Here is a 23,390-nt window from a genome sequence, read left to right on the forward strand (position 1 = left end):
GGCGCATGAGTCACGTACTCATCATCGGGTCCGGGATCGCGGGCCTGACCGCGGCCCTGCGACTGGCGGGCAGACACGAGGTCACCGTGGTGACGAAGGACCGCCTCGGCGAGTCGAACACTGCCCTGGCACAGGGCGGGATCGCCGGAGTGCTCAGTGCCGATGACACCGTAGAATCGCATATCGCCGACACGGTGGCCGCCGGGGCTGGGCTCAGCGACGGCGCAGCGGTGCGCGTTCTGTGCAGCGAGGGACCGGAGCGGATCCTCGAGCTCGCGGCTGCTGGTGTCGCCTTCGACCGTGACGAGACAGGTGACTGGGCGCGCGGTTTAGAGGGCGCACACTCGATTCCGCGCATTCTCCACGCCGGAGGAGACGCCACGGGAAAGGTGATTGTCGAAGCCCTGTCGAAGGCACTACGCGCCGCCGTTTCCGTCGGCACTGTGCGCCTGCTCGAGAACACGATGCTGCTCGACCTGGTCACGTGCCCTGCCGAGTCTGGTGCAGGGTCTGCGACTGGCTCTGATGCCCAGCCTGATGCCGGGTCTGGTGCAGGGTCTGGTGCAGGGTCTGGTGCAGGTACAGGGTGCGAAAGCGATGCCACCGGTGCTGTGGGCAATCGCGAAGTCACCGGAGTGCAGGTGCTCCGGGACGGTGTGCAAGAGCAGCTCACCGCCGATGCCGTCGTGCTGGCCACCGGCGGGGCAGGTCAGCTCTATTCGCATACGACGAACCCCGCGGCTGCTGCCGGAGACGGACTGGCCGCAGCAATCCGTGCGGGTGCAGCCGTTGCCGACATGGAGTTCTACCAGTTCCATCCCACCGCGCTGGCCGGATCCGGATTCCTCATCTCCGAAGCTGTCCGTGGTGCCGGAGCTCTTCTCCTTGACACCCATGGTCATCGCTTCATGCCGGACATCGATCGCCGAGGTGAGCTGGCGCCCCGTGATGTCGTTGCCCTGGCGATCCACCGGAGAATGGCTGCCCAGGATGGTCGACCCTGCTACGTGGATGCCCGAGCTGTACCCGAGGTGACGGCCCACTTCCCCAGCATCGCTCGCGGACTGGCCGCGCACGGCTTCGATCTGGCCACCGACCTCATTCCGGTCACCCCAGCAGCCCACTACTTCATGGGCGGCATCCGCACTGACCTTGACGGACAGACCAACATTGCTCGACTCTTCGCCGTCGGCGAAGTCGCCTGCACCGGTGTACATGGGGCTAACCGTCTCGCATCGAATTCACTGCTTGACGGAGCTGTCTTCGGAGCACGAGCCGCCGCAGCCATCGACGAAAATCTCGCTTCCGCGCAGTTCCCGGAAGCGAACCCCACACCGAACCCCACGCGTGAGGCTCACGTCAGGAGATTCTCTCGTGGCAATTACGAAGCCTCTATTGCAGAGGACACAGGCTCTTTTTCAGAGAGCGCAGTCTCTCGTGAAGAACTCCAGGCTCTGGCCTGGGCTCACCTCGGCATTGAACGCAACGAGCTCGGACTGCGGGCGCTGCTCGACCACATCGGCGAGGGTGACCGAACCACTCCACGCACCGTGGGTGCACACGCACCACAGGTACCGGCACAGGTACCGGCACAGGTACCGCAAGCGCCACCAGAACCACAGGAAGCGGTAGGTACAGCACAAGAGCTGGTCGAATGTTTCGAGACTGCCAATCTCGCGCTGATCGCCCGGTCCATCGCTTCTCATGCGCTCGCGCGGCGGGAGAGTCGTGGGGCCCACACACGCTCAGACTTTCCCGACACCTCCATACTTTCCGGATCCACCACCGCCCTGCTTCAGGAGGCTGTTTCATGCTGACGACCGCGACGATCGAGTCCGCTCTTCGCTTGGCGCTCGATGAGGATGCCCCATGGGGAGACATCACGGGCGAGACGTTCGTACCGGAGCACGCCGTGGCCTCTGCGGTCCTCAGCGCGCGTGAGGCCGGCGTCTTCGCTGGGGGCGAGGTCTTCGCCAGAGCGTTCTCGCTCGTTGACGCCAGTGTCGAAGTGGACGTCAGTGTCGCCGACGGTGCTGTCTTCTCCCCCGGTGACAGACTGGCGACGGTCTCAGGGGCCGCCCGAACGGTGCTGCGAGCCGAGCGGATCGCGTTGAATTTCTGCCAGCGGATGAGTGGCATTGCGACTCAGACCAAGGCCTTCGTCGATGCGGCTGCGTCGAACACAGCGGGTCACCGTGTGCGCATTGTCGATACCCGCAAGACGACCCCTGGACTGCGTGCCTTCGAGAAGCATGCGGTGCGCTGCGGAGGCGGGCACAACCACCGGTTCGGACTCTCCGACGCGGTCATGGTCAAGGACAATCATCTCGCTGTTCTGGCTGGTGAGGGCGCCGATGTGGCGGCTGCGATCCGCTCGGCCCGTGCCCGGCTATCGCACACGACGACGATTGAGGTCGAGGTCGACCGTCTCGAGCAGATCGCACCGGTGCTCGATGGTGGTGCCGACATCATCATGCTCGACAACTTCTCCCTGGCCGATCTGCGGGCGGGAGTCGACCTCATCGCAGGACGTGCGATCGTGGAGGCCAGCGGCAATGTCACCCTCGACACCGTCGCTGATATCGCCGCCACCGGAGTCGACGTCATCTCATCCGGAGCGCTGACCCATAGTGTTCGCGCAATCGATTTAGGACTCGACCTGGACCTCGACCTTGACCTTGAGGCCAGCATCGATGCGGACTTTGAAACCGACGCGGGCCGGGAAGCCACCATCTGCGTGGAGCCCAGCATCGGCGCGGGGTCGAACTGAGATGGCACTCGATCAGCAGTCCGATTCGAGCAGACCACTCTACCTCGACACCGCCTCAGCGGCTCCCGTTCGCAGAGAGGCCCTCGAAGCGGCCTGGCCGTACCTGACCGGCGTCTTCGGTAACCCATCGAGCCATCACGAGGTCGGCCACACCTCGGCCGAGGCGTTGAAGGACGCCCGTCGTCGGGTCGCGAAGGTGCTGGGCATGCGCAGCACCGACATCATCTTCACCAGCGGCGGCACCGAATCCGACAATCTTGCGATCATCGGGATTTCCCTCGGGGCTGGGACCGGTGGCAACACCGGCTCCGGCGAAAGTGCGAACTGTCGGTCACCTCGGCGGCATATCGTGACGTCTGCCCTCGAACACGAGGCCGTGCTCGCATCGGTGGACTTCCTGGTTCGCTGGCACGGCTTCGAAGTCACGCAGGTACCGGTCGGATCCGACGGAATGATCACCACCGAGGCCCTCCGCTCGGCTCTGCGCGAGGACACTCTGCTGGTCAGTCTGGGCTACGCCAACAATGAGATCGGTACTGTGGCTGACATCGCAGCCCTGGCAGATGTAGCCCATGACGCCGGTGCCTTCTTCCATACGGATGCGGTGCAGGCAGCGGGTTGGCTGCCGCTGAGCGGACTCGGTGTGGACGCCATGAGCTTGGCCGGGCACAAGGTCGGTGCGCCGAAGGGAATCGGCGTTGCCGCAATCCGGGCGCGGATCCCTCTCGAACCGCTCATCCACGGTGGCGGTCAGGAGTCAGGACGCCGGTCGGGGACGGAGAACGTGGCCCTGGCCGTGGCCTTTGCCACCGCCTTGGAACTCGCCGAGGCGGAACAGGTAGAGGCCGTTGCACGTGTCCAGGCCATTCGTGACGATTTCATCGCGAAGGTGCTGGCTTCTGTTCCGGGCGCTTTCCTCACCGGCAGCGAGTCGTCGCGTACACCGAATCATGCCTCGTTCTGTTTTTCAGGCACCAGCGGTGAGGCAGTGTTGCTTGAGCTTGAACGCCTCGGTATCACTGCCTCGAGCGGTTCGGCATGCGCCGTCGGCTCGGATGAACCGTCTCATGTGCTCACTGCATTGGGCATCGACGATGATGTCGCTAAGACAAGTGTGCGTTTCACCTTCCCCGCCTCCTTCGGCGCTGAGGATGGCCGTCGAGCAGCGGAATCCGTATCTGCGGCGGTGGAGAATTTGGCTCTCAGCTACAGCTGAGCGTTAGACACGTCTACACGTCTACACCTGAATGGTCATTCCGCCGACGGGCTACTTGTCACTGACGCAGGTGAGTCATTCGCTCTTGTCGAAGAGTGTCAGATAACTGTGCCCGAAGGCTGTCCGACAAGTCGCTATGGACAGTATCAGATAACTGTGTCCGAAGACTGTCCGACAGGACTGTAGGCAGTGCACAGATGTGCCACCGAACTAAGGGCAGGTCATTCGTCGAAGAGTGTGTCGATGACGTCTTGAGCCACGAACTTCGCATGCAAGATCGGTCGCCTACCCGGATCGATCGAGGCAGGAGGCACCCACGCAGGACGCCCATCTTTGAGCATCACAGTCTCCCAATCCGACCTGTCCAATAAGTGGTGATGAGCCGAGCAACTCAAAGTCATATTGTTGATATCGGTCCTGCCACCTTGTGCCCACTCCACAATATGATGGGCATCGCACCACCCCGGCGGAGCATCACAACCCGGAAACGTACACCCCTGATCACGAGCAGTCAGCACCGCGATCTGCTTCGCATTCGCGAACCGATTCTCCGTGACCACCTGCATCGTCTTCGCCTTCTCGGAGATCAGCTCGAAGAACACCGCCCCATTCAAACCATGACGAACAAGTTCGCTGATCGGGACCGGATTCTCAGTCCCCGTGGTACCGACCCCGGTTCCATTCGCAAGATCTTCTGCTGTGGCTGTCACGACGAGTGCGTATTGCGAGCCTTGACCAGTCCGCGTCATATCGATGCGCCCGATCAGTGTCGCGAAGCGTTCGTAGATCCACTCCTGAGCACTCAACCGCTGTCCCGACATGTCAACGAGAGTTCCATCCTCGAGAACACCGGACTCGCTCGCGGAATGATCGTTACTGCCAGCAATGGTGTTTCCACCGTTTGCATCGATTGCACTGTCGTTCTTCGCGATTTTGGTTCTTAGCGTCAGTAACCCGTTGAGTTGGCCACCGGTGACAGGGTCGAGGAGACCCGTGATCTCCCAGTCCCCGTTCTCACACGCATGCATGTTCACTTTGTACTTGGTCCGGTCCGTGGCATCGACGGGTTCTTGACCATCGGGATCGATATGGGCCAAGAGGCGGGCGAAGATAGCGTGGAGATCATAGACCCTGACACTGGGAGCCTTGTCAACCAGCATCGCTTCGGCATAGTCACGATCGGCTTGGCTGACCCAGGTGGGCAGCTTCTTCAAACAGTCCTTGATGACTCTGGCCTGGTCGGCTGAGAGCCGACCTTCGTTGAAGGCATCGGCGACGATAGGACAGACCGGTGCCTGTGGCTGACCGGTCAGGGTGACCCGACCACCGAGGTTCTTCGCCATATCAGTACGCCGGCTGGCTTCACGGCTGGTGATATTCAACCGGTCCTGGATGAGCGCCTTCGTGGTTTTGGCACCATAGTCGGTGGGTGTCCCGACTCGTTCACACACGGCCAACGCCAGGGTGGATAGGGCTTCGTTGACGCGGCCCAGGGCTTCGAGCCCATCAATGAGTTTGATCGCATCATCGGGACCCATACGCCGGTCGAAGGTCCGCAGCCCCTCCTTGAGTCCACTCAGCGCGGTGAGGCTGTTCGTGACTTCGGGAGCGAAGCGTGCAAGATCCGTCCACTCTTCACTCGACAGCAAAGGGTGAGGACTCGAACTGCTGACATCAGAGACTGGGCTGTCAGCTGAAGCACCGAGAGTCGGAGCCGGACTGGCCGCAGCGAAGCCATCGCCAGTCAACGGCTCGGTAACGTCGCTGACTCCCTCGGTCTCGTTGTCATCAGCGGCTACCGAAACATCGGCGCCCACCTCACCCTGATCATCGGCAGCACCCTGACCACTCGACTCACCCTCCTGACCCTGATCAATCGGGTCTTCATGGTCACCTGTGGGTACGGCTGGCAGGGATTCGAACTTCTTCGCCAGGGGGTGGCCGGTGAGGTCGAAGTCGGAGTCTTTGAGCTGGTCGAACAAGGATGGTGGTCCGCCTGCTGAAGACGAAGACTCAGTCGCGTCAGATGTTGCGTCGTCCCCCGCTACGGCATCACCGGTACCGGGGCGTGGGTCACGCTCTTCCGGGTTTCGTGGTGTGCGGTCGGGGGTGAGAGTCATGGTACTGAAGTCCATTCGCCAACATCGTCGTCGCTCTTCCTCTAACTATACACCCAGTTCGCCCGTTTTGAACCTTGAGTTTCGATTTTCTTTCGTTTGTTCTTTTATTTTCATACCTATTGATGAGCAAAAACACGAAAGCATCACAACACCCCAGGTCAACGATCCGAACACTAATCGCAGCATCGCTGCCTTGTGGTCACCACGCATTCTGATCTCACGTACCTGCAATAGACCATCGCCTCGAGTGCATACGTAAGCCAGGAAGCAGGTGTGGCATGCGGTCCACTTGTTGTGAGGTGGCCCTATCTTTCTTGGTGTTTTGGAGAGAAGATGGAATCAAGCATTCGAGTCGGGTGTGAGGGGGCCGTCATGGATCTGCTTATTCTGTTTGTCATCGGTGTGTGTTTCACAACAATCGTGTTCTTCGTCGGACGATTTGCCTGCCCGAGACATGACCGCGTGCCCCTTATGGAAGTTGACCATGTCCTCCTGTGGACCACATTGCGTCGCGGTTGGCATGCGATGGGATCGCTCGGTCCAAGAACAGGGATCGCCGACGATCCTCCCGGGAGCCATCGGGCCTGAACCTGCACCGCCTGTAGTCCTATGACTGAATGGACGGATAGAGTGACAGGGTGCCTTCCTCGACAAACCCGAACCTAAACCAGCGCCCGTCCTGTCGACCAGGAGTCGCAGCATTGCTCTTTGCAGTGCTGTCGATTCTGGTGTTCGTCGGCTTTGCAGTGTGGCTCTGGTTCAATGCACCCGACCAGGTTCCAAGCCATTCGGGCGCGAATGGTCAACCCGATGATTGGTCGCAAAAGGGCGAAGTCATGGCGTGGCTCGTCCCACTGGGAGTGGGCATCCCAGCGCTCCTCTCGATCCGCCAAATCTACGAGAAACTGCCGATCGGTCTCGTCAACGTCCCTCACAAGGACTACTGGCTGAAACGCGGTGAGCGTGACTACCTTTTCGACTGTCTGATGGAGTTCATGCGAATCACCGCTGGTGCCTGTGCCCTGCTGTTTACTTTGTCTCTGGCACAGACGCTCAAGGTCGGAATCAGCAGATCGTGGCCGGAAGCCCTTCTGTTCCTCCCGACCGGCGTGTTCCTCGTGGTCGTCGCCATCGCGATGTGGAATCTCCTTCGCCAGCTCAAACCCGACGGCAGGGACGAACGTATTCCCAAACCGCAGACTGAACCGGAACAGTAGGCCGGCCGCAACTCGGAAAGAACCGACCCGCACTTTCGACCCATACTTCCGGCCGGTCCCGTCACCGTCGAAGGGCACTCACCGTCGAACGGCTCTCAGCTCTGCGGCACGAACACTGCAGCGTCCCAGTCCTGCATGGCATGTGCCGAGGCCCAGAAGTGGAGTTCGTACACACATGCCTGCTCGAACGTGGCACGCATTCTTGCGGCCACCTCGGCGGGGGCATCGGTGAGCTCCTGCTCAAGCAGCTGCACTGCCTGCCGGGTCGACTCATCGAATTCGGGTGAATCGTAGGTCTGGACCCAGGTGCGGTAAGGGTGATCAGCACTCATCTGACCGGCCCGTTCGACGAGGACCTTGCCCATGTGCGCGTACACCCAGAAGCACGGCAGGACTCCCGCCACGCCTTCACCGTAGGAGCGGCTGGCTGCGGTCGCGACGAGGTAGGACACGTAGCCCAATGTGGTAGGTGAGGCCTTGAAACCGGCACCACCGCTGACGAGCTCATCGTGGGCTGCGGCCAGGCGAGGATCGGCAAGCAGTTCACCGTGCATCTCCTCTTCAACACTGATGGCCTCGGCGGCGGAGCTGGCCCAGAATCGTGCTTCGTCCCGGTCATCGGCCCCGGCTGCCAGGAAGGACATCGCCTTCGCGTAGCCGGTGAGGTAGATGCCGTCTTGAATGATGTAGTTCGTGAAGGCTTTCACCTCGAGGCTGCCCTCGGCCAGCTGGCCCAGAAATGGCAAACGCTCAATCTGCTCGACGATCGGGCGCACACGATCCCACAGCTGAGTGGTCTGAGGTCCTGCGGAAAAATCTGTCGACATCTGTGTCTCCTGACTTCGTGGGACCCTCATCCGGGCCCCGAGGAATGTTGGTGTGTTGGGGTCAGCTCCGGACGATGTCGACCTGGTGATCGACGGGCCCATGAGCACCCTTCGGGTCTAGGCTGACCTGCCAGTTCGCGGCAGATTTCAGGGCGCGGGCCAGATAGTTCAGTGCGTTGTCGACGGCTTCGTGTAGAAGGCCCGCACTCACGTCGGCCACTGCACGTTCACGCTTGAGCACAGCCACCTCGGCGGTGATCGCGGCCGACAATGTGCACCCGGTGCCATGGGTGTTCGGGGTGTCCACCCGTGGGTGGGTGAAGTCGGTGACGGTGCCTTCGGCGGTGACGAGAACGTCGGCGACGTCGCCCTCGATCGCGTGTCCGCCCTTGAGCAGCACCGCGCGAGGCCCGCGAGCGAGCAACTGTTTGGCCTGGTCCAACATCTCCTGCGGGTTCTGGGCCACGGGTTCGTCATCGCCGATCAGCAGTGCCGCCTCCGGCAGGTTCGGGGTGATGAGGTCCGAGACCGGGAGCAGGTGATCGCGGACGGCGGCCACGGCATCGACCTCGAGGAGGCGGTGCCCGGAGGTTGCGACCATGACCGGGTCCACGGTGTAGAAGCCCAGCTGGCTCCCCGCCGCCCGTGCGACCACGAGTTCCACAAGTGAGCGTGAGCCGAGCATCCCCGACTTGGTGGCGTCGACGGGCATATCATTCAATACGCTGTCGAGCTGGTCAGAGACGAAGGCATCGTCGATTCCGTAGACCTGGGAGACACCGTGGGTGTTCTGCGCGACGAGCGCGGTGATTGCAGTGGTGCCCAGCACCCCGCGAGCTGTGAAGGTCTTGAGGTCTGCGTGGATGCCGGCTCCCCCGCTGGGGTCGGTACCGGCAATGGACAGCGCAATGGGTGGTCGGGTGGTCACTGAGTTGCCTCCGCCTGGCCATCGCCGAATTCTGCGAGAAGCTGCCTTGCCGCGGCACGTGGGTCCTGGGCACGGCAGATCGCGGAGACCACGCAGATACCGATCAGGCCCCGACCTCGCAATTCGGCAGCACGCGCGGTGCTGATCCCACCAATGGCAACAGCAGGCAACCCTGCCCGATCCACAAGCTCGCTGAGGCGGTCGGGACCGATCCCTTCGGGTGCGTCGGTCTTCGTCGTGGTGTCGTAGACGGGCCCGATTCCGACGAGGTCGACGACTCCCGATTCCCGGGCCGCAGAGAATTCGGCACCGTTGGCCGCGGAGAGCCCGATGAGGGTTTCTGGACCGACGAGTTCGCGCACTTCCTCGACAGGTGTGTCTGATTGCCCGACGTGGATGTCGACGTGCACGCCCTCGGCAAGGAGCCGTTGGGCGACGGCGACGCGGTCATTGAGGACGACGGGTACGCGACGGTTTGTATCGGCTGTTGCGCTGCCGACGGCGGCGATGACCTCGCGTGCCAGGGTGTAGAAGGCGTCATCGTCGATGTCCTTGTCCCGGACCTGAACGATCCCGACTCCCCCGGCAACTGCCTCGCGGACGGTTTCAGCGACACTGCGTCCGGCCTCCCGGCACTGAACCGAGTCGGTGACGAGGTAGAGCCGAGTGTCGATGCCCGCCAGACGGGAGTTGGCTTCGTAGTTGGCTTCGTAGTTGGCTTCGTAGCTGGCTTCGTAGCTGGCTTCGCTCATGACTGTGATCCTTCAAAGGTGTCGGCCTCGATCTGTGCGCCCGCCAGCTGCTTCGCGTCGAGCGTGTACAGCGCGTCGAGGAAGTTCACCGAATAGCTGCCGGGGCCCTTGGCACCAGTTGCAGCTCTTTCACCGGCAACCTTGAAGTGCGCATGGGCGGCGATCACAGCATCGAACCTCGCCGAGGCGGTCGTTGCTCCGACGAGGTACGCGGCGGTGACTGCGCCGAGTGAACACCCGGTGCCGATGACCAGCGGCATATAAGAGTGGCCCCCGTCGAGGCGGGCGACATGATCGACTCCGTCGATATGGGCGACGATCGCGTCCCTGGGTCCTGAGACCGCGACGATGGCTCCGGTCGACCGCGCCAGTTCGGCAGCGGCAGGAATCACAGCATCCACCTCGTCGGTGGAGTCGACGCCTCGACCGCCCACCCCGACTCCGGCCAAGGCCGCGATCTCGGAGGCGTTTCCGCGAATCGCGGTAGGTCCCGAGGCTGCGGCACGGCGGATTCGGGTGGTCCGAAAATCGACGGCTCCGATGCTCACCGGGTCAAGAACCCACGGCTTGGAGTCTTCGTTGGCTGCGTCGATGGCGGCATCGGCGGCAAGGAACTGCTGGTTCGTGGCGGTTCCGAAGTTGACCAGCAGTCCGCTGGCGATGCGCGTGAACTGTGCAGCATCGGCCTCGTGGTCGAGCATCGCCGGTGCGGCGCCGATGGCCAGAAGCACGTTGGCGCTGAATTGCTGCACGACGGTGTTCGTGATGCATTGGATAAGTGGATTGCTCGCACGCATATGCTCGTGCGCAGAACGCAGGTCGAAGTCAACCATGACGATCCCTTCGCTAGTATGGCCCAGATCAGGTTCGATGGGTGTTCTCTCAGCCGCGCTTCATGTTCACGAGGCACCCCATGTCATTGGCTTCGACTGTATCAGCACGACAGAGGCGGAGCGAGCTGGAATGCTCGCCCCGCCTCCCTGCAACTGGGTCTACCCAACGAAGACTCATCGAGCGGACTACTTAGCATTGACCGGCGACTTTGTAACGTCGCCGGTCAATGCTAAGTGGTCCGCTCGGTGCGGGTGGCATCAACCTCGTCCGACGTACCTCTGTCCGCGGCGGCTGAGGGCATCGATGACAACAGCAGCGAGAAGGACGAGTGCGGTGATGATCAGCTGGGCATCGGAGTTGAAGCCGATGAGATAGAGACCGTTGTTGATCGCACCGACGACCAGTGCACCGAGCACTGCAGCCCAGGCTGTGCCGCGTCCACCGAACAACGAGGTGCCGCCGATGACTGCCGCAGCGATCGCATTGAGCAGATCCTGCGTGGTCACCAACGTCGAACCCGCGTTCGAGTTGACACCTGCCTTGATGAAGCCGAAAAGAGCTGCGAGGGTACCGGCGGCCATGAAAACGCTGATTCTCACCCACGTCACCTGGATGCCTGCACGCCTGGCTGCCTCGACCTTGCCGCCGACAGCGTAGATCGATCTTCCGTAGCGGGTTTTGCGCAGTACTAGGTCAATGGAAATCGCAATGACCAGCATGAGCAAGAAGGGCAACACAAGGCCGAAGTCCTGGTTGACGAGGATGAGGAAGCCAAACACGATCACTGCCAGCAGCACGATGCGCACTGTCACCGAGGTCCAGCTAGGGTTGTCGAGTCCTGCCGCTTGGCGACGCAGTTTCGACGAGACGATACCTGCTCCGAAGCCGATCACCGCGACTGCGCCGAACACATAAGCCCAAATCGCCGGAAAGTAGAAGTTCGCAAAGTCAAAGGCGAATGTACCAGACATCGACAGATTCTTCTGCACACCCAGCGTCGTCAGAGTCAGTCCGGTGAAAGCCAACAATCCAGCCAGGGTGACAACGAAGGCCGGGATGCCGACCACCGCAAAGAACCACCCCTGGATCGCTCCGACAACCAGACCCAACACCAGCATGATGACGAGTGCGATCAGAGGCGGAACTCCTTGTCTGACGACAAGGACTCCCAGCAGTGACGCTGCGAGCCCACCCAACTGCGCCAATGACAGATCGATCTCGCCAAGCAACAGAATCAAGTTGATGCCCAGAGCGAGAATCGCAATGTAGGCAACCGTTGATGAGAGATTGACGAGGTTGGCGGGAGAGAGGAACTTGTCGTTCGCTGATTGGAACACGATGATGATGACGACAAGGGCAATGATCACCGGAAGCGAACCGAGTTGGCCCTCCTTGACGCGTCGTAGGAAGGTCGAGAAGAATCCCTCGTGCGAAAGCCGAGAGTCCGTGATGAATGAGTTGCGGGTCATCGGCGCTCTCCTCTTCGCGTGGCCCTTTGGGTCACGACATTGTCGCTGGCACCGGTGATCGCTGCCACAAGCACGTCCGTGCGTTCGTCACCGGGGAAGTCACCGGCATCCTTGCCCAGGCGCAGCACGTGTACACGGTCAGCCACAGCCTGAACATCAGCCATGTTGTGACTGACCAACAGCACCCCGAGGTCTCGTTCACGCAGACGCTCGATGAGATTGAGGACCTCCGCGGTCTGTGCGACGCCGAGCGCTGCCGTCGGCTCGTCCAGCATCACGATCGAAGGATCGCCGAGGAGGGACCTGGCGATCGCAACAGTCTGACGTTGTCCGCCGGAGAGCGCAGCGATGGGCACCCTCACGCTTGGTATTTTCGCCGAGAGACTGCGCAACAGCTCCCAAGATTTCGCCTCCATGGCCACCTCGTCGAGGACACCACCGCGTGTAGCCTCGTGTCCGAGGAAGAGGTTGGCCACCACGTCGAGATTTTCGCACAGGGAAAGATCCTGGAAAACCGTGGCGACACCGGCCGTTTGTGCATCCTTCGGCGACGCGAACTTCTGAGAGGTCCCGTTCATGATGATCTCACCTTCGTCGCAGCCATGGACTCCGGCAATGACCTTGATAAGAGTCGACTTGCCGGCGCCGTTGTCGCCGACGAGTCCGACGACCTCGCCGCGGCCGATGGTGAGGTTGATATCGGTCAGCGCCTGGACCGCACCGAATCGTTTGTTGATCCCGCGCAGCTCGAGGACTGGATCGGCGCCGGGCTCCGGCACCCGCTGCTGCGCGGGCGCCGGATCGTTGGGTTGAGAATTCATATGTTCCTACTCGCCGATTTCTACTTGACGCCGTAGTCGCTGCAGAGCTTCTTCACGTCTCCGGTGCAGATGTCTTCAGCCTTGATCTGATCACCGACGATGTCCTTCACATTGTCTTTTGTGACGACCTTGGCCTCGACGAAGTCCGTCGGGGTGTCTTTGTAAGTCGTTGACCCTTCTGGCTTCTCGCCGCCTGCCAGCGCGACTGCTGCTTTCGCAGCGAACTCGGCCTGGGGTGGGATCGCCTTGTAGATCGTGGCGTACTGATCGCCTCTGAGGATATTCTGCAGGCCGTCGACTTCAGCGTCCTGTCCTGTGATGACAGGCTTGACTTTGGCCTTCTTCGTGGCGGCGATGACTCCGCCGGCGGTGCCGTCGTTGGCTGAGTAGATGGCGATCGGGTCCTTGTCGGCAGTCTGCAGCTGACCTTCGACCCATTGGCGGGCGTCTCCCGGGTCCCAGTCAAGGGCATCGTGGCTTTCGGCGATGTCGGCACCGCCCTTCTTCAGGGTCTCCTCGGCGCCGGCTTTGAAGTCAGCGGCGTTCGGGTCCTTAGGATCACCGTTGACCATCCAGACCGGGCCCGACTTCGGGTCCTTGTCTTCGGCCTTGAGTCCGTCGAGGACGGCTTGTCCCTGGAGGTTGCCGATCTTCTTGTTGTCGAACGAGGTGTAGTAGTCCGCGTCTTTGAAGAACCGGTCGTATGCGATTACCGGGATCTTCTTGGCTTTGGCCTTCGACAGAGCCGAAGACACGGCCGAAGCGTCGACCGGGTCGAGGACGATCGCGTCGACGCCTTCGGTCACTGCTGCTTCGAACTGCTGTTGCTGCTGGGTCGCGTCCTGGTTGGCATTGCTGTATTTGACCTTCGCATCGGGATTGGCTTCCTTGACGTACTTCTCGAAGTTCGGCTTGTCCAAGGATTCGTAGCGAGTGGTCTTGGACTCAGGGAGCAGCAGTGCGATGGTGACTTCACCGTCTCCGCTCGAGGAACCGCCTCCGCTTTCCTCATTGCCTTGGCCCTTCTGACTCCCACAGCCGCTGAGCGCAAGAGCGCCGATAGCAACCGAGGCGCCGAGGACGGCGAACTTCTTACGGGACTGCAGGTTGTGCCTCATCGTGAACCTTTCAATCTTTCTGACAACGTTGTCAGGCTGATCAATATAATTCGCCGATCGGTGCCCGGTGTCAACTGTTTCGTCGAAAAATTATGTCCTGAGCGTCCCCGGAGAGTGCCCGCAGACGACACGCGAAGCACCTCCGCGGAGTAACTCCCGACAGCCTCACTTGCCCGGAGACTCTTCGCCGCTGCCGCGGGCGATCACATGCACAGGAACCTGGATCGAACCTCGATATGGATCACTTCCAGTCTCGAGGTGGGCCGAATCCTGCAGGCGCCGGACCGCCTCGGCTGCCATGGACCGCACGTCACGGTCGATGACGGTCACGTCCAACAGCCCTGCAGTCGGGAAATCGTCGATGCCCACCAGCGCCGGCCACTCATCAAGTCGCCGGCAGGCATCGATGGCCCCCTGGGTCAGGGTCGCGGACAAGGTGATAAGTCCGCTGGGGGCGCTGCGCGATCCCAACCACGCGGCGACGACGTTCTTCGCGCTGGCCAGATCGTGGGCGTCTTCCCTCATGTAGGCACGCCACCCGATATCCGAGCGTCCGGCGAAGGCCGATTGGATTCCGGCGAGCCTGGCGGTGGCGATGGGGCTGGTCGAATGGTCGCCGACGACGCCGAGGCTGATGTGTCCGTGTTTGAGAAGTTGAGTGGCGGCCAGACGGCCGGCGAGCTCCTCATCACCGGCGATGAGGTCGACCCCGGGTCCAGCTGTCGAGGGGTCGAAGGACACGATCTGCATGTCAGCCGACACCGCATCGGTATAGAACAGTGCGGCGTCAGGGTGGGATCGGATGACACAGATTCCGGTCATGTCATTGGCCAGGCACTCTTTGAGGAAGCCGCGTTCACGGTCGGCGTCGTCGGCGGTGACCGTCACGACCGGGCGCAGTCCGACCGTGCTCAGCTCGGCTTCCAATAGGGTGAAGAGACGAGCCTGGAACGGGTCATGCCCGTCGCTCATGACCACGCCGATATAGGGTGACCGGCCACCGGCGCGCAGGCGCCTGGCTGTGGAATTGAGGCGGAATCCGAGTTCGGCGGCGGCATCCTCGACCTTTTCGGCGGTGGACGTGGCCACATGCTTTTCGCCGTTGAGCACCCGAGATGCCGTTTTGATGCTGACTCCTGCACGCGAAGCGACCGTGGCCAGGGTGGGCCGATCGTTCTGCTTCGCCATGACCACACCTTTGAGTCGGGAATCCTACGGACCGCTTGCGGTCTGCGCGGAGGCGACCGATAGGAATGATGATAACCGCTGGCCGACGGAAGAACGCAGAATGTCCGGCGATCAGCACCTACCGGACAGGAAGATGTCACCAACCCCGGCGTCAGGCCGAGGCGTTGGCGATGCGCACAGCGAGGCCATCGAGGATGAGTTCGAGACCATCCACGAAGTCCGGGTCAGACTCGCCACCTGAGTTGGAGTCGCTCCCCACAGCCCCAGAAGCCAACATGGCCGAGGTGTACGGGAACTGCGCTGAGGCGACGACGCGGAAGAGGGCCTGTCCGTATTCGCGCTCACTCTCAGATTGAGCCTGGCCGGGCTCCCGTCCTTCCTTCAGCTCGTCCTGGAGCAGTGCTGACTGACGGACGAAGCCGCTGAGCAGAGTGAGCGCCGCCAGCTTCTCGTTCCAATCGAGTTCAGTTGAAGCCAATTGCGCGAATCCTCGTTCGAGCCAGGCGATCTGGTGTGGTCCGGATGGTGCTTGGTAGATGGGCACGCGGGGAAGCCATGGCCGACCTCGATACAGAGACCACAGGTCGCGTGCCCACAGTCGCAGACCCTCACGCCACCCTGCTGCGAGCGACTCGGGGATCCGCGGTTCGCTTGCTGCGTCCATCATGAGCAGCAGCAGCTCGTGCTTGGAGCCGATGTGTCGATACAACGACATCGCAGTCACGTTCAGCTCCTCGGCGACCCTGGGCAAGGTCGCGGCCTCCAGGCCGCCATGATCGGCAAGCTGAACAGCGGTGCTGACCACCGTCTCGACATCGAGAGTGGACTTGCGCCCCCGCTGCTGAGGAACCTCCGGCAGCCTCCAGAGTCGCCGGAAGAAGTCGGGCACCGCGCCGTCAGTCATAGAATCCACCTCTCTGTCAGTAGAGCAACAGTCTGACACACCATATAGTTTACTACATATAGTTTCTGTGTTAAATTCTGTTGCATGAATAGACAAACGGCTGCACAAGAGCCCATGAAGACCGGGCGAGTCCATGATGTCGATGCCCTCCGCGGGTTCGCCCTGCTGGGGATCTTCGTCGTCAACATCACGTTCATGGCCTCGGCCTATCCGGGCAACCTGGTCGATGATCCGACCTTCTCGACACCGATCGATGCAGCGGCCCGATTCCTTGTGGCCGCGCTGTTCTCAATGAAGTTCTACCTGCTCTTCTCATTCCTCTTCGGATACAGCTTCGTTCTGCAGATGGATGCGGCGAAACGCGCAGGCGCGGCGTTCGTGCCGCGAATGCTTCGCAGAGCGGTAGGCCTCTTCGTGATCGGAGTGGGGCACATCGTCCTGCTCTACGGTGGGGACGTTCTCACGACGTACGCAGTGGTCTGCCTCGTACTCTTGGCGATGCACCAGGTACGTGATCGGACTGCGCTGCTCACGACCGGAATCATCTATGGCTTCGTGACACTCTCTCTCGTCATCAGCGCCGCGTTCCTCGATCGCTCGATGTTCATGCCCAGTCACGACGAAGCACTCCTCGGGGCCGCAGCGCAGACCCAAGCTCTGCTCGGGTCGCTGGCCGACATCGTGGGGCAGCACGTGGCCGGCCTTGACCTCCTCGTCATTCAAGCGGTCTCCCTGCAGGGACCGACTGCACTGGCGATGTTCCTTTTGGGAATGGTTGCTGCCCGGCGGCGCCTGTTCTCTCAGGCGGGAGATCGGGCCACGCTTCTGCGACGGACTCAGGCGATCGGCTTCGCAGTCGGCCTCCCAGGCGGGGTGCTCTTCGCCGTTATGGGCGGTGACACCAACACCTGGGCCACCACAGTGAGCGTCGTGACGTCCCCATTCCTCACGGCCGCGTACGTTGCGACGCTGATCCGAATCATGCACGCGCCCTGGGGAGCATGGGTGCGCACAGCACTGGCACCAGTTGGGCGCATCGCGTTGACGAATTACCTGGGACAGTCGCTGGCTGGGATCGTGGTGTTCACAGGAGTTGGTCTCGGCCTTGCCGGGCAGATGTCCCCACCGGTTCTGATGATCCTCGCCGTCGCCGTCTTCGCGGTCCAGACGTTGATCAGCGCCTGGTGGCTGAAGCGCCACCGATATGGTCCTGCTGAGTACGTCCTCCGGTGTTTCACCAACTGGAGCCGACCCGGTCGTACGCTGGCCGACACAGCACGTAGCGTGGACGCTCGTCCTCAGCGGAATCCTCAAGAAGAACAGTGAAAACGGAGCATCTCCGCCGCCGAGGTGGGCGCTGGGTCCCAGCGTCCACCTCGGCGAGTGTGATCTTCGTTCAGATCAGCGTGCCACAGGGTTCCTCATCGTTCCTGCGTACAGCAGCGATTCGGCCTGGTTGCCGATGTCGACCATCTGCACGGTATTGCGCAGCTGCAGCCTGTTGAGGCACGAATGGGCAAACCGTTCGGCTCTCAGATCCACATCGTCTGCGAGCCCGCGGGCGAGTTCGGGATGTTCGGTCTCGTAACGATCGAGCACCTCGGCGACCAAGGACCAGAATTTCTGCGCACCCAGCACACTATCGGAATCGAGGATCCCGCCGAGGTGGCGCAGCACCCCGTCGAACATGTCCGTGAACACGGACAGGGCCTTCTCCTCCCCCGGGACCAGCGCTCGGATCCGTTCCACATCGTCGGGCAGATCACGCTGTCCGAGCACGGCAACTTCCTCGCCGATGTCCTTCATGAACGCGCCGGTCACAACGTGATCTTCGAGGATGAGGATCAGGTTCTCACCATGGGGCATGAACACCAGATCGTGGGCGAGCAAAGCGTGGACGAGCGGCTGCAGATAGGCCCGCAGGTACGAGCGCACCCAGTCCTCGGCCGTCAGGTTCGAGGCTCTGATGAGTTCGCTGACGTAGGCTACTCCCCTGTGGTCGCGGTGCAGCAGCGCTGCCATAGTGATGACCTTCTGACCAGGGGCGACGACGGTCAGCGGGTTCTCTCGCCACAGTGCCGCAAGCATCTTGCGATGAGGGTTCGTCTCCTGAGTGCGATGGTAGACATCGCCTGTGTAGCCGAGCGCAGTGCGTTCGCGCAGAACCCGGAATCCGGCCTCGCCGAAGGTGGAATCGGAGCCGACGAGCCCGGCGATCCAGTCGTTGATGGTCGGCGTATCGCGCATGTACTTCGGGGACAGTCCACGCAGGAACCCCATGTTCTGCACGGCCAAAGCAACCTTCACATACGGGGCATCTGCGCGGGAGTGATTGAAGAAGGTGCGCAGTGACTGCTGCGGCTGATGCTCATCGAGTCCAGCACCCAACGGCAGCAAGTCACCGCGGGCGATATCGGCGGCGAAGGTGATCGCGAGCCGGTGATCGGCCTGCCACGGGTGGACCGGCAGCAGGTGGAAGTCTTCTGGTTTGCGTCCCGCGGAGCGAATCCGTGAGTCGAAGAGTTCGCGCTCTGCGGCACTCAATGCCCAGTCGACATGTGCGGATTCGTCGAGTCCGGCACCCACCGAGAGGTGGCTGTGTTCGCGGCTCGCCGCCACCCATTCGATGCGGGTGGTGCATCCGTTCTCCGGAGCCCACTTCCGGTAGTCGCTGAGGGAGAAGCCGATGCGGCCGTTGTTCGCGATGAACCCAGGATGGCCCTCGGTCATGGCCGCCTCTGTGGTTTGGAAGTCGGAGTTCAGGAGATCTGTGGAGTCTGGGCGGTTGCCCTTCCACGCCTCGGCGAGCTTGAAGGCGCTGCTGGCCAGGGTCGAGGCGAGTTCCTCAAGGTAGGTCGACATGAGATTCTCGGGGATGCCGAGGGCTTCCTGGAGTTCGACCACGAGTTCCTGCGCGTCGAGACCAAGCTCTGCGCCACCTCGGCGGCGGGTGATGCTGGCTTCGTCGATGACCCAGTGCTCGAGCGCCAGGACTCGGGCGGCGAACGTGTACGTGACGGCGTCAGCCTCCCCTGCTCCGGCGTCGTCGATCCGCAGCTCCCAAACGTCTGGCCCGGCATCCGGGCCGGTGGGCTGAGTTGGGGCAATGAGACGTTCGTGCGCGAACTCGGACAGAGCCTTGGCCACGAGGTGGCGTTGGGTCACTGCGAAGGTGTCGTCATTGAGGTGGGCGTACGTGGCAGGGGTGGCGGCGACCAGAGCGAGACCCTCGTCATCTGACAGGGCCTCCCCCACAGCGGTCCGCGAGTTGCGACTGCCCGCAGTATCGTTGCTGCCCGCTGTGTTGCGACCGTTCTCACCACGGTCGATGAGCGTCACCAGCTGACTGGCCTCGAAGTCCCCACGGGCACAGATGCTCACCAGCGCACGTTTCCTCTCCTCCCCCATCATGATGGTCGCCTCGCCCACTGGCTTGAAGCCGGCGGCCCGGTTCTTCTCGAGAATGGCGCTGTTGCGCACATCAGGTTCGACGATGACGCGGTGACCGCCTCGGCCACCGTTTTCGAATGGGCGCAGGCAGAAGTCGATGACCTCGGCCATGATCCGATTGGTGAGTCCACGCGTGCCGTCGCCGTCGGGTGGGGCCACGAGCAGGTGCATTCCGATGTCGCCTGGCCCGCTGGGCACAACATCGTGTGGGATCAGCGTGGAGGGCACGTAGGTTTCGACGTAGAAGCAGTCGACGCCATCGACCGAGCCGACCCAGCCATTCTCATCGGCGGAATCCTGGATGCCGCCGAGGTAGTCGCGGACTTCGGACTCGCCGAGTTCGGTCATCTGCCAATAGTGAGCGCGCGGATGGCTCAGCCACACGTGGATGTTCTTGGCATCCCGGACCGGGTCTACGGCGCGGATGTCCACGGTGAGTGCAGAGCTGGCGGTTACGGGTGCGTCTGTCATGAGTTCGGTGGTCATACGTGTGTCATCTCCCTGTCATCTGCGGGATGGGTATCGGAGTCAGCGTCGGAGTCGGAGAAGTCGAAGTGCGATTCGAAGTCCTCCCGCGTGCTCAGCTTTGCGGTGTCTGTCGCCGCGGTGTCCGCAGCTGCATCGTCGAGGGCCCCGCTGTCGAGCGCGCCATCGTCAAGTGCCCCGTCGTCTGGGACGCCGAAGGTCTGAAACGCGATCGTCTTTTCGACCGGGTACGGTTCGCGTCCGGTCACGTGTGAAAGCACGACCGATGCTCGCCAAGGCCCGAAGCCCAGATCCGGTGCGGTGACTCCGTGAGTGTGCTCTTCGCCGTTGAGGACGTGGATGGTGCCAGCGTCGTTGACCGTGTAGTGACGGCTGACGTCGAGGCGGCCCTTGGCATCCAAGCGCACCTCCTCGCCCAGCCCGTCAAGGAAGGCTGGAACTTGAGACTTATAGCCGGTGGCAGAGACGACCGATCCGCTGCGGCGGTCGAAGGTCTTGTCCAGCGAGGTGTTGCGGAAGCGCAGTGCATAGTCGCCGTTGTTCGCATCGCGTCCAGCGAAGATCAGTTCGGATTCGGCCAGCAGATTGGTGCGCAGCTTCCTGCCGCCGCGGCTGAGTCGGTAGAGGGTGTCGTGGATGTCGTCGACGAGCTCGGCGCTGATGCCCTTGTACAGGGTTCGCTGTTCGCGGCCGAGCTGTTCACGCAGGTCATCGGGCAAGGCACGGAAGTGGTCGGTGTACTCCGGGGACGTCATCTCCAGGGTCAGCTTCGTGTATTCCATCGGGAAGAAGCGCGGCGATCGCGTCACCCAGTCGAGCCGCACGTCACGGGCTTCGGCTTCCTCGATGAGGTCCCGGTAGATCTCAGCCGCGGACTGACCGCTGCCGACGATCGTGATGGATCCGCTCTCGAGCAGCGTCTCCCTGTGGTCGAGGTACTGCGAAGTGTGGATGACCGGACCGGCACCCGCTGTCTCAAGCTCAAGAAGGGCCTCGGGCAGGACCGGTGAAGTGCCGACCCCGAGGACCAGATTATGAGCGCGGTAGGTTTCGACCCTCACCGTCTGACCGGAACCATCGGCCACCTCGGCGGTCACCGTGTAGATGCCATCGTCCTTGGTCACCGAGGTGACGGTGCGGTTCCAGCGCAGCGTCTCCAGCTGGGCGGCGACCCACCGGCAATACTCGTCGAATTCGGCGCGCAGCGGGTAGAAGGATTCGCGGATGTAGAAGGGGTAGAGCCTGCCGTTGTCCTTGAGGAACTGGAGGAAGGAGAAGCGGGAGGTGGGATCGGCCATGGTCACCAGGTCGGCGAGGAACGGGACCTGGACCGTGGCGCCTTCGATCATCATGCCCGGATGCCAGCGGAACTCTGCGCGCTGGTCAAGGAACACGGCGTCGACATCGGGCAGCGGGTCAGACAAAGCTGCCAGTCCTAAGCCGAAGGGTCCGATGCCGATGCCGACGATGTCATGGACGTGTGTCTCGGATGTGCTCATGCTGCGCCTCCTTCGATCGTGGTGAATGCTCGCCCATGGTCAGGTGGCGTGGTCTCCAAGTACCGGCCGGCGAGGATGCCGTGGCCGGTGGCGCGGACGAGATCGAGCACTGCGGTGATGTCATCGACCGTGGTGTCCGGGTTGAGGAGGGTGAGTTTGAGCCAGGGTGTGCCCTCGATCGTGGTGCGCGCGATCGCTGCGCGACCGGAGCGGAAAAGGACTCGGCGGATCATCGGCACCAGTTCATCGACCGTGGCCGCGTCGGCGGTCTCGGGTGCGAAGCGGAACAGAACCGTACTCAGGTCTGAGGCTCCCCGCACCTGGAAGTCGGGCTGCGCCTCGAGGAGTTCACGGACCTCGGCGGCCAGGTCGCACACGGTGTCGAGCAGCTCACCGATCTCACCGGCACCGCGGGCACGCAGCGTCGTCCACAGTTTCAGCGCGTCGAAGCGGCGAGTGGTCTGCAGCGACTTGTCGACCTGGTTCGGTTCGGCCTCCGCGCTGTACGCCTCGGCTTCCGGGTTGAGATAGTCCGCGTGGTGCAGGGTCGGCGCGAACAGTCCGAGATCGCGCACCAGCAGTGCGCTGGAGGACACCGGCTGGAAGAAGGTCTTGTGGAAGTCGATGGTCACCGAGGTGGCCCGGCCGATTCCCTCAAGCAGATGTTTGCGTCGTGGGGCCCACAGCAGTCCCCCGCCGTAAGCGGCGTCGATGTGCATCCACACGCCAGCGTTCTCGCAGACCTCGGCGATAGCCGCCAGCGGGTCGATGACACCGAGGTCGGTGGTTCCGGCCGTGGCGACGACGGCCATGACGATGCCGCCGGTGTCGTCGATGTCGCGCATCAGCTCGGCCAGCGCCTCGGCGTCCATTCGACCGGCCCCATCGGTGTCCACGCTCACGACAGCTTCTGTGTCGAGTCCGAGGATGTGGGCGGCGCGGGAGATCGAGAAGTGGGTCTGGCTCGTCGTGAGAATCCGCAGCCGGGACAGAATGCTGCGGCGTGATGTCTCGCTGTGGCCGGGCTGGGTGCGGTCGACCGCCTGCGCCTGCTGTTCGCGCACGACGTTCTCGCGCACAACATTCTCGCGTGCCAGGAACAGTGCCTGCAGGTTCGACTGGGTGCCGCCAGAGGTGAAGATTCCGTCGCCGACGTCGAATCCGACGTGCTGGCTGGCCCACTGCACCAGTCGCCGTTCCATCAGGGTGGCGACTTCGGATTGATCGTAGGTGTCGACGGAGGTATTGATCGCGGCGAGCATCGCCTCGGCCGCGACGGCGGGAACGGCGACGGGGCAGTTGAGGTGGGCGACGTAGCTGGGGTGGTGGAACCACACGGCGTTGCGAGCGTAGAGGCCATCGGCCTCGCGCAGGGCTGCGCTGTTTCCGATGCCCTGCCCGTCGAGGTCGAAGCCTGCGACTTCGGCTTCGAGGCTGGCTCGGTCATTCGCCGAGGTGGGTGTGTCGACACTGGTGAATCGTTTCGCGAGTACGTCGACGACATCATGCATGAGCTCGGCGTAGGCTTCGGCACTGTGGGATCCCAGCAGTGCGTCACCGGTGCGTGCCGAGGCTGAGTCGGTCGGTGCCTGCGCTGCGTCGGTCGGTGCCTGCGCTGCGTCGGTCAGCGGCGCGGCCTTGATCGATGCCTGAGCGTCAGGCCCAGGGACGTCAGAAACTGGGGTGTCAGAGAGCAGTGAAGTCATAGCGGTACGGTTGCCTCCTTCGGTTCACGGTCCGGTAAGGCCGGACTACATTAGGGAAACCTACCCTAAGGACAACGAGAAGCAA

18 protein-coding genes and 1 riboswitch are annotated in these 23,390 nt (G+C 62.4%); of the genes, 5 read left to right on the top strand and 13 right to left on the bottom strand.

The features are described from left to right. Positions 1 to 5: 5 nt before the first annotated feature. The 3 genes from BSP239C_RS14930 to BSP239C_RS14940 are packed head-to-tail and all read left to right on the top strand — an operon-like array spanning position 6 to position 3,986. A complete protein-coding gene (locus BSP239C_RS14930) occupies positions 6 to 1,817 on the top strand; it encodes an L-aspartate oxidase (RefSeq protein WP_101574151.1) in 1,812 nt (603 codons plus the stop codon). Further along, entirely contained in the window at positions 1,811 to 2,770 is a 960-nt protein-coding gene (gene nadC / locus BSP239C_RS14935) for a carboxylating nicotinate-nucleotide diphosphorylase (RefSeq protein ID WP_101574152.1), read from the top strand. Before BSP239C_RS14930 ends, nadC begins: the two co-directional genes overlap by 7 nt. A 1-nt stretch (position 2,771) precedes the next feature. After that, positions 2,772 to 3,986 (top strand): cysteine desulfurase family protein, encoded by a 1,215-nt coding sequence (locus BSP239C_RS14940; protein ID WP_101574153.1) that lies wholly within the window; start codon positions 2,772 to 2,774, stop codon positions 3,984 to 3,986. 221 nt (positions 3,987 to 4,207) lie between these two features. On the opposite strand, the gene BSP239C_RS14945 is transcribed toward BSP239C_RS14940, so the two are convergent. Then, on the bottom strand, positions 4,208 to 6,106 hold the full coding sequence (locus BSP239C_RS14945) for an HNH endonuclease signature motif containing protein (protein WP_257930235.1): 1,899 nt from the start codon (positions 6,104 to 6,106) through the stop codon (positions 4,208 to 4,210). A 701-nt stretch (positions 6,107 to 6,807) separates the two neighbouring features. Here BSP239C_RS14945 and BSP239C_RS14950 point away from each other — a divergent pair. After that, positions 6,808 to 7,323 carry a DUF1648 domain-containing protein gene (locus tag BSP239C_RS14950; RefSeq protein WP_101574155.1) on the top strand — a complete coding sequence of 172 codons (516 nt, stop codon included), beginning with the start codon at positions 6,808 to 6,810 and terminating at the stop codon, positions 7,321 to 7,323. A gap of 95 nt (positions 7,324 to 7,418) precedes the next feature. Here BSP239C_RS14950 and BSP239C_RS14955 read toward each other — a convergent pair whose 3' ends face one another. The 9 genes from BSP239C_RS14955 to BSP239C_RS14995 all read right to left on the bottom strand — a co-directional run bounded on the left by BSP239C_RS14955 (position 7,419) and on the right by BSP239C_RS14995 (position 16,164). Next, the gene (locus BSP239C_RS14955) at positions 7,419 to 8,150 is read right to left on the bottom strand and encodes a TenA family protein (RefSeq protein ID WP_101574156.1); all 732 of its coding nucleotides are present in this window, start codon (positions 8,148 to 8,150) and stop codon (positions 7,419 to 7,421) included. A gap of 61 nt (positions 8,151 to 8,211) precedes the next feature. Further along, positions 8,212 to 9,078 (bottom strand): bifunctional hydroxymethylpyrimidine kinase/phosphomethylpyrimidine kinase, encoded by an 867-nt coding sequence (gene thiD / locus BSP239C_RS14960; protein WP_101574157.1) that lies wholly within the window; start codon positions 9,076 to 9,078, stop codon positions 8,212 to 8,214. Further along, positions 9,075 to 9,830 (bottom strand): thiamine phosphate synthase, encoded by a 756-nt coding sequence (gene thiE / locus BSP239C_RS14965; protein WP_101574158.1) that lies wholly within the window; start codon positions 9,828 to 9,830, stop codon positions 9,075 to 9,077. The genes thiD and thiE overlap by 4 nt, the downstream gene beginning before the upstream one ends. Next, on the bottom strand, positions 9,827 to 10,663 hold the full coding sequence (gene thiM / locus BSP239C_RS14970; protein WP_101574159.1) for a hydroxyethylthiazole kinase: 837 nt from the start codon (positions 10,661 to 10,663) through the stop codon (positions 9,827 to 9,829). Before thiM ends, thiE begins: the two co-directional genes overlap by 4 nt. After that, positions 10,651 to 10,754, bottom strand: a riboswitch (TPP riboswitch). It overlaps the preceding gene by 13 nt. A gap of 167 nt (positions 10,755 to 10,921) precedes the next feature. Beyond that, positions 10,922 to 12,133, bottom strand: a complete 1,212-nt coding sequence (locus tag BSP239C_RS14975) for a sugar ABC transporter permease (protein WP_101574160.1) — start codon at positions 12,131 to 12,133, stop codon at positions 10,922 to 10,924. Further along, a complete protein-coding gene (locus BSP239C_RS14980; RefSeq protein ID WP_101574161.1) occupies positions 12,130 to 12,954 on the bottom strand; it encodes an ATP-binding cassette domain-containing protein in 825 nt (274 codons plus the stop codon). Before BSP239C_RS14980 ends, BSP239C_RS14975 begins: the two co-directional genes overlap by 4 nt. Positions 12,955 to 12,974: 20 nt before the next feature. After that, positions 12,975 to 14,072 carry a substrate-binding domain-containing protein gene (locus BSP239C_RS14985; protein WP_101574162.1) on the bottom strand — a complete coding sequence of 366 codons (1,098 nt, stop codon included), beginning with the start codon at positions 14,070 to 14,072 and terminating at the stop codon, positions 12,975 to 12,977. Positions 14,073 to 14,237: 165 nt separating this feature from the next. Continuing rightward, a complete protein-coding gene (locus tag BSP239C_RS14990) occupies positions 14,238 to 15,260 on the bottom strand; it encodes a LacI family DNA-binding transcriptional regulator (protein ID WP_101574163.1) in 1,023 nt (340 codons plus the stop codon). A gap of 151 nt (positions 15,261 to 15,411) precedes the next feature. Next, positions 15,412 to 16,164, bottom strand: a complete 753-nt coding sequence (locus BSP239C_RS14995; RefSeq protein WP_101574164.1) for a TetR/AcrR family transcriptional regulator — start codon at positions 16,162 to 16,164, stop codon at positions 15,412 to 15,414. An 84-nt stretch (positions 16,165 to 16,248) separates the two neighbouring features. Between BSP239C_RS14995 and BSP239C_RS15000 the strand changes: the two genes are divergently transcribed. Beyond that, positions 16,249 to 17,490: a DUF418 domain-containing protein gene (locus BSP239C_RS15000; protein ID WP_101574165.1), complete on the top strand. Its 1,242-nt coding sequence runs from the start codon at positions 16,249 to 16,251 to the stop codon at positions 17,488 to 17,490. Positions 17,491 to 17,565: 75 nt separating this feature from the next. On the opposite strand, the gene BSP239C_RS15005 is transcribed toward BSP239C_RS15000, so the two are convergent. The 3 genes from BSP239C_RS15005 to BSP239C_RS15015 are packed head-to-tail and all read right to left on the bottom strand — an operon-like array spanning position 17,566 to position 23,305. Further along, positions 17,566 to 20,100, bottom strand: coding sequence for a GNAT family N-acetyltransferase (locus tag BSP239C_RS15005; protein WP_101574166.1), 2,535 nt, complete (start codon positions 20,098 to 20,100; stop codon positions 17,566 to 17,568). Continuing rightward, a complete protein-coding gene (locus tag BSP239C_RS15010) occupies positions 20,097 to 21,599 on the bottom strand; it encodes a lysine N(6)-hydroxylase/L-ornithine N(5)-oxygenase family protein (protein WP_101574167.1) in 1,503 nt (500 codons plus the stop codon). The genes BSP239C_RS15005 and BSP239C_RS15010 overlap by 4 nt, the downstream gene beginning before the upstream one ends. Next, positions 21,596 to 23,305: a pyridoxal-dependent decarboxylase gene (locus BSP239C_RS15015; protein WP_101574168.1), complete on the bottom strand. Its 1,710-nt coding sequence runs from the start codon at positions 23,303 to 23,305 to the stop codon at positions 21,596 to 21,598. The genes BSP239C_RS15010 and BSP239C_RS15015 overlap by 4 nt, the downstream gene beginning before the upstream one ends. Positions 23,306 to 23,390 lie beyond the last annotated feature (85 nt).

The sequence above is a fragment of the Brevibacterium sp. 239c genome, assembly GCF_900169365.1.
In the GTDB taxonomy this organism is placed as follows: domain Bacteria; phylum Actinomycetota; class Actinomycetes; order Actinomycetales; family Brevibacteriaceae; genus Brevibacterium.